This is a genomic window from Sinosporangium album (assembly GCF_900100605.1).
GTDB classification, from domain to species: domain Bacteria; phylum Actinomycetota; class Actinomycetes; order Streptosporangiales; family Streptosporangiaceae; genus Sinosporangium; species Sinosporangium album.
In genome coordinates, this window is sequence record NZ_FNCN01000065.1 from 1 (window position 1) to 10,971 (window position 10,971).

Below are 10,971 nucleotides of genomic sequence, written 5' to 3' on the forward strand. Positions count from 1 at the left end.
CGCGGTGAACGGTCCCGCCTCGACCGTCGTGTCGGGAGCCGAGCAGGCCGTCGAGCATGTCCGGCGGCACTTCGACGGGCTGGGCCGCAAGACCGCCCGCCTGCGCGTGTCGCACGCGTTCCACTCCCCGCTGATGGACCCGATGCTGGACGAGTTCCGCACGGTCCTCGAACGGCTCACCCCCCAGGCTCCCCGCATCCCCGTCGTCTCCAACCTCACCGGCGACGTCGCCACCGCCGCCGACCTCTGCTCACCGGACTACTGGGTGCGGCACGTGCGCGAAGCCGTACGCTTCGCCGACGGCATCCACACCCTCCACCGGCACGGCGTGACGAGGTTCCTCGAACTCGGCCCGGATGGCACCCTGTCGGCCTTGGGAGCGGAGTCGGCCGAGGACGCGGCGTTCGTCCCGCTGCTGCGCAAGGGCCGCGGCGAGGAGGCCGCGGCGCTGCACGCGTTGGCGTCGCTCCACGTCCGAGGTGTGCCGGTCGCCTGGGAGGCGCTGTTCCCCCGCGCGGCGCGGGTCGAGCTGCCGACGTACGCCTTCCAGCGGGAACGGTTCTGGCCTTCGCCCGCGCCGAGCCGCCGCGCCGATGTGCGGTCCGCCGGGTTGGGTGCGGCGGAGCACCCGCTGCTGGGCGCGGCCGTGGAGCTGGCCGGGGACGGCGGCCACCTGTTGACGGGTCGGCTGTCGCTGGAGTCGAGCCCGTGGCTGGCCGATCACGTGGTGCAGGGGGTCGCGCTGCTCCCCGGTACGGCGCTGCTCGAACTGGCGCTACGCGCAGGTGACGAGGTCGGCTGCCACGTGGTGGAGGAGCTGACGCTCGCCTCGCCGCTGGTGCTTCCCGAGCGGGGCGGGGTGCAGGTGCAGGTTCGCGTGGGCACGCCGGACGGCGACGGCCGGCGGCCGGTGGGGGTGCATTCGCGGCGGGACGGCGGCGACTGGGTGGAGCACGCGGCCGGTGTGCTGGCGTCCGGCGCGGACACCCCATCGGCGTTCACCCCATCCGCGTTCACCCTGCCCGAGTTCGGCCGGGTGTGGCCTCCGGAGGGCGCGGAACCGCTTCCCGTCGAGGAAGCCTATGCGCGTTTCGCCGACATCGGATTCACCTATGGCCCGGTGTTCCAAGGGCTGCGCGCGGTGTGGCGCCGCGGCGGCGAGCTGTTCGCCGAGGTGGCTCTGCCGGAGGAGGCGTACGGCGACGCCGCCCGCTTCGGGGTTCACCCCGCCCTGCTGGACGCGGCCCTGCACGCCTGGGTGCTCGACGCCGACCGCGACGAGACGGTGGTCCCGTTCGCGTGGACGGGGGTCGCGTTGCACGCGGTGGGGGCGGTGGTGGCGCGGGTGCGGATGGCGCGGGCCGCCGACGGTGGGCTGGCGCTGGAGGTGGCCGACGCGGACGGTCGGCCGGTGCTGTCGGTGGCGTCGATGGTGGGCCGTCCGGTGTCGGCGGAGCAGGTGGGGTCGTCGGCGGGGACGCTCTACGGCGTCGAGTGGTCCGAGGCGCGGGCGGCTGCGGCGGCGGCCGGGACGTGGATTCGGTGGGGTGACGCAGACGCCTCGGAGTCGGGTGTCGTGGTGTTGGACTGCGGTGCCGTACCGGAGCCGGAGGGGAATGTTCCCTCCGGGGTGCGCGAGGTGGTGCACCGGGTGCTGCACGCGGTGCGGGAGTGGCTCGGAGAGGAGCGCCGTTCGGACGCCACGCTGGTGGTGGCGACGCGCAACGCGACGGGTGATGAACCGGACCTTACGCAGGCTCCCGTGTGGGGGCTGGTGCGTGCGGCGCAGGCGGAGAACCCCGGGCGTTTCGTGCTCGTCGATCTGGACACGCACGCGGACCTGGCGCTGGCGGCGGGGGCGGCGTCGCTGGGCGAGCCCGAGGTGGCGGTGCGCGGCGGCAGAACCCTGGTGCCGCGTCTCAGCCGCATCGCCCCCGGTGACGACAGGCCGGTCTTCGATCCCGAGGGCGCGGTGTTGGTCACGGGCGGCACGGGCGGGCTGGGTGCGGTGATCGCCCGGCACCTGGTGGCGGAGTACGGCGTGCGCCGCCTTGTCCTGGCGAGCCGCCGCGGCCCGGACGCGCCGGGCGCGGCGGAGCTCGCGGCCGAGTTGGCCGGGTGCGGGGCCCGGGTGGAGGTGGTGGCCTGCGATGCGGCGGACCGTGATGCGTTGGAGGCGCTCGTCGGCCTGCACCCTCTGACCGGGGTCGTGCACGCGGCCGGTGTGGGGGACAACGGGCTCATCGGCGCCATGACCCCGGACCGTGTCGACGGGGTGCTGGCGCCGAAGGCCGACGCGGCCTGGTATCTGCACGAGCTGACGCGCGGTATGGGGTTGTCGGCGTTCGTGATGCTGTCGTCGGCGGGCGGTCTGGTGCTGACGGCGGGGCAGGGCAACTACGCGGCGGCGAATGTGTTCCTGGACGCGCTGGCGGCGCGGCGGCGGGCCGAAGGGCTGCCGGCGACGTCGATGGCGTTCGGCCTGTGGGACGTCGGCGGCGGACTCGGCAGGTTCCTGCGCGACGTCGACCGGAGCAGAATGTCCGCCCAGGGAGTGCCGCCGCTGACCCACGACGAGGGGTTGGCGCTGTTCGACGCGGCGATGCGCAGCGGGCGTGCCGCGGTGGTGCCCATCCGGGTGGACGCGGCGGCGCTGCGCGCCCGCACCGACGAGATCCCGGCGCTGCTGCGCGGCCTGGCCCCGGCGCGGCGGCGGGCCGCCCACGCTCCCGCCGTACGAGGGCTGCCCATGGCCGAGCGGCTGGCGGGGCTCGCGGACGGCGAGCGGCGCCGGGCCGTGCTGCAGATCGTCCGCGCCGAGGTCGCCGCCGTGCTCGGCCACGCCTCCGCCGACGCCGTCGCCCCCGACCGGGCGTTCCAGGAGCTCGGGTTCGACTCCCTGTCGGCCACCGACCTGCGGACCCGGCTGGGCGCCGTCACCGGGCTGCGCCTCCCCGCCACCCTGGCGTTCGACCACCCCAACGCCGCCGCCGTCGCCGAATTCCTCACCACCGAACTCTGGCCGGACGAGGCCGAAGACGGTGACGCGGCCATCCGTGCCGCCCTCCAGGCGATCCCGACGCGCAGGCTCCGCGACGCCGGCCTCGTGGACAGCCTCCTTGAGCTGGCCGACATGCGCGTGGACCTGGCCCAGGCCGGCGCCCGGCAGCCCGCCCACGACCACGAACCCATCGCGATCATCGGCATGGCGTGCCGCTACCCCGGCGGCGTGGCCGGCCCTGAGGACCTGTGGCGTCTCGTCGCCTCCGGCGCCGACGCGGTCTCCGCCTTCCCCGGCGACCGCGGCTGGGACCTGTCGGTTCTCCGCGACCCCGGCGCCCCCGAGGCGCCCTTCACCGTCGGCGGAGGGTTCCTCGACGGCGCCGCCGACTTCGATCCCGCCTTCTTCGGGATCTCCCCGCGCGAGGCCCTCGCCATGGACCCGCAGCAGCGGCTCACCCTCGAACTGTCCTGGGAGGCGCTCGAACGCGCAGGCATCAACCCGGACTCCCTCAAAGGCACCCGAACCGGGGTGTTCGCCGGAGTGATGTACCACGACTACCCGGGCAGCGACGGCAACGGCAGCGTCGTATCCGGCCGCGTATCCTACAAACTCGGCCTCGAAGGCCCCGCCGTCTCCGTCGACACCGCGTGCTCCTCCTCCCTCGTCGCCCTCCACCTCGCCGTCCAGGCGCTGCGCCACGGCGACTGCACCCTCGCCATCACCGGCGGAGTCACCGTCATGGCCACACCCGGCGTCTTCGTCGAATTCGGACGGCAAGGCGCCCTGTCCGCCGACGGCCGATGCAAATCCTTCGCCTCCGCCGCCGACGGCACCGGCTTCGCCGAAGGCGCGGGCTTCCTCGTCGTCGAAAGGCTCTCCGACGCGACACGCCACGGGCACCCCGTGCTCGCCCTCGTCCGAGGCTCCGCCGTCAACCAGGACGGCGCCAGCAACGGGCTCACCGCCCCCAACGGCCCCTCCCAGCGCCGCGTCATCCGCCAAGCCCTCGCCAACGCCCGCCTGTCCGCCGACCGCATCGACGCCGTCGAAGCCCACGGCACCGGCACCACCCTCGGCGACCCCATCGAGGCGCAAGCCCTGATCGCGACCTACGGGCAGGAGCGGGAACACCCGCTGCTACTCGGATCGGTGAAGTCCAACATCGGCCACACGCAGGCCGCCGCCGGAGTCGCGGGCGTCATCAAGATGGTGATGGCCATGCGGCACGCCGTACTGCCGCCCACGCTGCACGTCGACACGCCGAGCCGGCAGGTCGACTGGTCGGCGGGAGCCGTACGGCTCCTGACCGAGGCGCAGGAGTGGCCAGTGTCGGGAAGGCCGCGCCGCGCCGGCGTGTCGTCGTTCGGCATCAGCGGTACCAATGCGCATGTCGTGCTCGAAGAGGCCCCCCTCGTCGGCGAGCCCGCGCCGCTTCCCGCCGCGCCGTCCTCCTCGACCGCATCGTCAGCCCCCGCCGTGCCGTACCCCGCCGTGCCGTACCCCGCTGTGCCGTGGCTGCTGTCCGCTGCGACCCCCGACGCCCTGCGCGCGCAGGCCGAGCGCCTGCTCGCCCTCGACCACCACGCGCTGCGTCCCGTCGATGTCGCCTACTCCCTCGCCACCACCCGCGCCACCCACGCCTACCGCGCCGCCGTCGTCGCCACGGACCCGGACCGGCTCGCCGAGGGCCTCCACTCCGTGGCCCGGGGTGACGTTCCGGCCGTCCTCGACACGGCCGACGGGCTTCAGGCGTTCCTGTTCACCGGGCAGGGGTCGCAGCGGTTGGGCATGGGCCGGGAGCTGTATGGGCGGTTCCCTGTGTTCGCGTCCGTTTTCGATGAGGTGTGCGGGCTGCTGCCGGGTGTGCGGGAGGTGGTGTGGGGGGAGGACGCGGGGCTGCTGGATCGGACGGTTCATGCGCAGGCCGGGTTGTTCGCGGTCGAGGTCTCCCTGTTTCGGCTGGTGGAGTCGTGGGGGGTGCGGCCGGACCTGGTGGCCGGGCATTCGATCGGCGAGGTGGCGGCGGCGCATGTGGCGGGGGTGTTCTCGCTTGAGGATGCGTGCGTGCTGGTGGAGGCGCGTGGCCGGTTGATGGACGCGCTGCCGTCCGGGGGCGCTATGGCGGCGGTGCAGGCCACTGAGGGGGAGGTGCTGGCCGAGCTCGGCCGGGACGGGGTGGCTGTGGCGGCGGTGAACGGGCCGTCGTCGGTGGTGGTGTCGGGCGTGTCGGAGGCGGTCGAGCGGGTCCGCCGGTACTTCAAGGGGCTGGGTAGGAAGACGTCCCGTCTGCGGGTGTCGCATGCGTTCCATTCGCCGTTGATGGATCCGATGCTGGAGGGGTTCCGGGCGGTGGTGGAACGGCTTTCGCCGCAGCCTTCCCGCGTTCCGTTGGTGTCCAATCTGACGGGCCGGGTCGCGGCTGCCGAGGAGTTGTGCTCGGCGGACTATTGGGTGCGTCATGTGCGCGAGGCCGTACGGTTCGCGGACGGTGTCCGTACGCTCCGCGAACACGGCGTCACCCGCTTCCTCGAACTCGGTCCCGATGCGGTGCTGAGCGCCTTGGTGACCGGTGACGGGGCGGTAGCCGTTCCGACAATGCGCAGAAACCAGTCCGAAGAGCACGCCGTCGTCAACGCCATGGCGCAACTTCACATACACGGCGCAACCATCGACTGGGAGTCGTTCTTCGCCGGAACGGGTGCTCGCCGCGTCGACCTGCCCACCTATCCTTTCCAACGCCAGCGGTACTGGCCCGCCGCAACGGCTTTCCCCGGCGGCGTCGCCCCCCTGGGGATCAGCTTCGCCGACCACCCCATGCTCACCGGAGCCGTGGACCTCGCGGCATCCGCCGGCTGCCTGCTCACCGGACGCGTGTCGCTCGCCACGCACCCGTGGCTCGCGGACCACGTGGTGCGGGGCTCCGTGCTCCTCCCTGGTACGGCACTGCTGGAACTCGCGCTACGCGCCGGCGACCAGGTCGGCTGCCAGGCCGTGGAGGAACTGGTACTCGCCGCCCCGCTCATCCTCCCCGAGCACGAGGCCATCCAGATGCAGATATGGGTAGGAGAAGAAGACGGAGCCGGGCGTCGGCCCGTCGCGATCCACTCCCGCCCCGCCGACAGTCTGGACGACACGACCTGGACCCTCCATGCAAGCGGGTCCCTCGCCACAACCGCCGAAACACCCGCAATCGACCTCTCCACCTGGCCCCCGCCCGCGGCCCAGCCGATCGACACAACCGACATCTATGAGCGGCTCCTGGACGCGGGCTTCGCCTACGGGCCCATGTTCCAAGGTCTCCGTGCGGCCTGGCGGCTCGGTGAGGAGGTGTTCGCCGAGGTGGCTCTGCCCGATGGTGTGGACGCGGGTGGTTTCGGGGTGCATCCGGCGCTGCTGGATGCGTGTCTGCATGCGGCGGTGTCGGCGGGTGGCGGTGAGGGGGTGCCGTTCTCGTGGGGCGGTGTGGTGCTTCACGCGTCGGGTGCGTCGCGGGTGCGTGTACGGCTGTCGCCTGCGGGTGGGGGTGCGTTGTCGGTGGTGGTGGCCGATGGTGCGGGTGCTGCGGTGGTGTCGGTGGGGTCGCTGGCGGTGCGGCCGATCTCGCCGGTGGGGGCTGGGGTTGTCCGGGATTCGCTGTTCCGGCTGGACTGGGTGCCGGTCGGGGTCGGGCCGGGGGCGGCGGCTTGGGGTGGCCGTATCGCGGTGTTCGGGGGCGAGGTCGGGCTGCCGGGTGAGGTGGTCTCCGATTGGGAGGCGCTGGCGGATAGTGCGCCTGATGTGGTGTTGGTCCCGCTGTTCGGGGCCGCTGTTCCCGGGGTGTCGGTCGAGGACCGCGTCGGGCGCGTGGTGTCGCCAGAGGACTCCGTTGGAGCACCCACAGGTCAAGCGATCACAAGCGGTGAGGCGACCAGCGCGGCGGCTCAGGCTTATGCCGGTGCCCCAGGGGTGCAACCCGATTCGACACGTACGCCCAACGGCGTGATCGCGCCTGGCGGAGGCGACACCGCCTGCGTGCCCGCGGACATCTCGGGCAGTGCGCTGGGGGCCGTGAAGATGGATGCGCGTGACGTCGTGGGTGCCGTTCACGAGATTGCGGCGCGCGTTCTGGAGCTGGTGCGTGACTGGCTGGCCGATACGAGGTTCGCCCGGTCTCGGCTGGTGCTGGTGACCCGTGGCGCCGTGGCCGGTGGCGATCTGGCGGGCGCGTCGGTGTGGGGGCTGGTGCGTTCGGCGCAGTTGGAGCATCCGGGCCGGTTCGGCCTGGTGGACCTGGCGGACGAGGCGTCGTACGGCCTGCTGCCCCGCGCCGTGGCGGTGGACGAGCCGCAGATCATGCTGCGGGATGGTGAGGTGCTGGCGGCCCGGCTGGTCAGGGTGGCGCGAGCGGCCCACGACGGCGGCCCGGGCATGTTGGGCGCTGGTCGTCGGGACGCGGTCGGCACGGGCGGCGTTGCCCAGGACCAGGTGCCCGCGGCGGACGGTTCGGACGTCGGCGAGGCGCTGCGGATTCCGCCGGTCGGCGCCGAGACCGAAGGCCCCGGCCTTTCTGCCGCCTTGCCGGAGGCGGGTGGGGCCTTCGCCGGCGATGGGTTTGTTCTGGTCACCGGAGGTTTGGGCGGTCTCGGTCGGGTGGTGGCCCGGCATCTGGTCACCACGCGTGGGGTGCGGCGTCTGCTGCTGGTCGGGCGCCGGGGCCTTGCCACCGAGGGTGCGGCCGAGACGGTGGAGGAGTTGTCGGGGCTCGGGGCGGAGGTGCTGGTGGAGGCGTGCGATGCGGGTGACCGTACGGCTGTCGCCGGCCTTGTGGCCCGTCATCCGATCGGGGCGGTGGTGCATGCGGCCGGGGTGCTGGACGACGGGGTGGTCGCGTCGTTGACACCGGAACGGCTTGAAGGCGTGCTGCGGCCGAAGGTGGACGCGGCGTGGAACCTCCACGAGGCCACCAAGGACCTCGACATTTCCGTGTTCGTCCTGTTCTCCTCGGTGGCGGGCACGCTGGGCAGCGCGGGCCAGGCCGCCTACGCGGCGGGCAACGCGTTCCTCGACGCCCTGGCGGAGCACCGCCGGGGGCTGAACCTTCCGGCGACCTCACTGGCCTACGGCCCCTGGATACAGACGACGGGCATGACCCAAGAGCTGCGCGAGGCCGACACCCACCGCATGACCCACGCGGGCATGCCCCCGCTGACCCCGGAACAGGGGCTCGCCCTGTTCGACACCGCCTTGGCCGGCACCGAGGCCACCCTGCTCCCGGCGCGCCTCGACCTCGCGGCGATCCGCGCACGCGGCGACGTGCCACCCCTTTTGCGAGGGCTCGTCCGCGTCCCCGCACGCCGTACGGCGGCAGCCCCCCAAGCAGACGCCCTCACCAACCGGCTGTCCGCGCTCGACCCCCGTGAACGCCACGAAGTCCTCCTCGACGTGGTGCGCACCCAGATCGCCGTGGTTCTCGGCCACACCCGAGCCGGGGAGATCGCCCCGAAGAAGGCTTTCCGCGATCTCGGATTCGACTCCTTGACCGCGGTGGAGCTGCGCAATCGCCTTGACACGGCCACGGGATTGCGTCTGCCGGCGACCGTGGTGTTCGACTACCCGTCGGCGGAGGCGCTGGCCGGGTTCCTGCTGGACGAGCTGCTCGGATCGGACACACCAGCCACCGTCCCCGCGGTCGCGTCGGTGGCCGACGACCCGATCGTGATCGTCGGCATGGCCTGCCGCTACCCGGGCGGCGTGGAGTCCCCGGAGGACCTGTGGCGGCTCGTGACCGGCGGGGTGGACGCGATCTCCAACTTCCCCTCCGATCGCGGGTGGGACGTGGAAAACCTCTACAACCCAGACCCCGGCCGCGTCGGCACTTCCTACACCCGATCCGGTGGGTTCTTGAGCCGAGCGGCGGAGTTCGATGCGGCGTTCTTCGGGATGAGTCCGCGTGAGGCGCTGGCGACCGACGCACAGCAGCGTCTGCTGCTGGAGACGGTGTGGGAGGCGTTCGAGCGGTCGGGGATGGATCCGGAGTCGCTGCGCGGGAGCCGTACGGGGGTGTTCGCGGGGGTGATGTACGGCGATTACGCCACGCTGCTGGAGGGTGGGGAGTTCGAGGGCTATCGGGGTAGCGGCAGTGCGGGGAGTGTGGCGTCTGGGCGGGTGTCGTATGCGCTGGGGTTGGAGGGGCCGGCGGTGACGGTGGATACGGCGTGTTCGTCGTCGCTGGTGGCGCTGCATCTGGCGGTGCAGGCTCTGCGGGCGGGGGAGTGCTCGCTGGCGGTGGCGGGCGGGGTAACGGTGATGTCGACCCCCGCCACGTTCGTGGAGTTCTCGCGTCAGGGCGGGTTGTCAGTCGATGGGCGGTGCAGGGCGTTCTCCGATGACGCCAATGGAGTCGGCTGGGGTGAGGGCGCAGGTGTGGTCGTGGTCGAACGGTTGTCGGACGCCCGCCGCCACGGGCACCGCGTGCTGGCCGTCGTACGCGGTAGCGCGGTCAACCAGGACGGCGCGTCGAACGGGTTGACGGCGCCGAACGGTCCGTCCCAGCAGCGGGTGATCCGGCAGGCGTTGGCATCGGCGGGGCTGTCCGTGGCGGATGTGGACGTGGTGGAGGCCCACGGCACGGGCACCACACTGGGCGATCCGATCGAGGCGCAGGCGTTGATCGCGACCTACGGCCAGAATCGGGAGCTGCCTTTGCTGCTGGGGTCGGTGAAGTCGAACATCGGCCACACCCAGGCCGCCGCCGGAGTCGCCGGCGTCATCAAGATGGTGATGGCTATGCGCCACGGCATCGCGCCGAAGACCTTGCACATCGGAGTGCCGTCGTCGCATGTGGACTGGTCGGCGGGGTCGGTCGAGCTGCTGGCCGAGCAAACCCCCTGGCCGGAAGGCCGGGGGCTGCGACGGGCGGGGGTGTCGTCGTTCGGGATCAGCGGCACCAACGCCCACGTAGTGCTCGAACAGGGCGATCTGGTGGACCTGGTGGAAAGGGACGCAGTGTCGGGCCTCGGGCCTGTGCGCGGCTCCGCCAACGCCCTCGCCGAAGTGGACCCGGCGAATCGGATGACCCCAGGGGATTCGCCTGAGAATTCCGGGCGAGTCGGCCTGGATGACCCCGCCGAAGCCGACCTGGCGACGCTGCACGGCGGCGTGCTTTCGCCTGGTGTGGTGCCCCTGGTGCTGTCAGGCAAGAGCGAGGCCGCGCTGCGTGCCCAGGCGGCCCGCCTACTGGCGCACCTCAACCGTGTGGACGCGGCAGGTGCGGATGGGGCGGCGCAGGCGCTGGTGGACGTGGGTTACTCGCTGGTGGCGACGCGGTCGCGTTTCGACCACCGTGCCGTGGTCCTGGCCGGGGCCGACGACGCCACGGTTCGGGCCCTTTCCGCGCTGATGGCCGGGCAGGCCGACGCAGCACTGGTCGAGGGTACGGCTCGCGCGGGCGGGTTGGCCTTTCTGTTCTCCGGTCAAGGGGTGCAGCGGCTGGGAATGGGGCGCGAGCTGTATGACCGTTTCCCGGTGTTCGCGGAGGCGTTCGACGAGGTTTCCCGTCATCTGGTCGGGGTGCGGGAGATCGTCTGGGGTGACGACGACGAGCTCCTCAATCAGACCGTTCACGCCCAGTCCGCTCTTTTCGCGGTCGAGGTGGCGCTGTTCCGCCTGGCGCGGTCGTGGGGCGTGAGGCCGGACCTGCTCGCCGGCCACTCGATCGGCGAGGTCGCCGCCGCCCACGCGGCCGGGGTGTTCACTCTGGCCGACGCCTGCACCCTGGTGGAGGCGCGTGGCCGGCTGATGCAGGCGCTCCCGCCGGGTGGCGCGATGGCGGCGCTCCAGGCCACCGAGCAGGAGGTCCTGACGTGCCTGTCCGAGCTCGGCGAGAGCCCGGGGCTTGCGGGCGGTAGCCGTACGGACGTGGCGATCGCCGCGGTGAACGGTCCCGCCTCGACCGTCGTGTCGGGAGCCGAGCAGGCCGTCGAGCATGT

General features: G+C 72.6%; 1 protein-coding gene. It reads left to right on the plus strand.

What is annotated here, in order from left to right:
* Window positions 1-10,971 (plus strand): type I polyketide synthase (locus BLQ73_RS34380; RefSeq protein WP_143020536.1); only part of this gene is annotated, 10,971 nt, incomplete at both ends.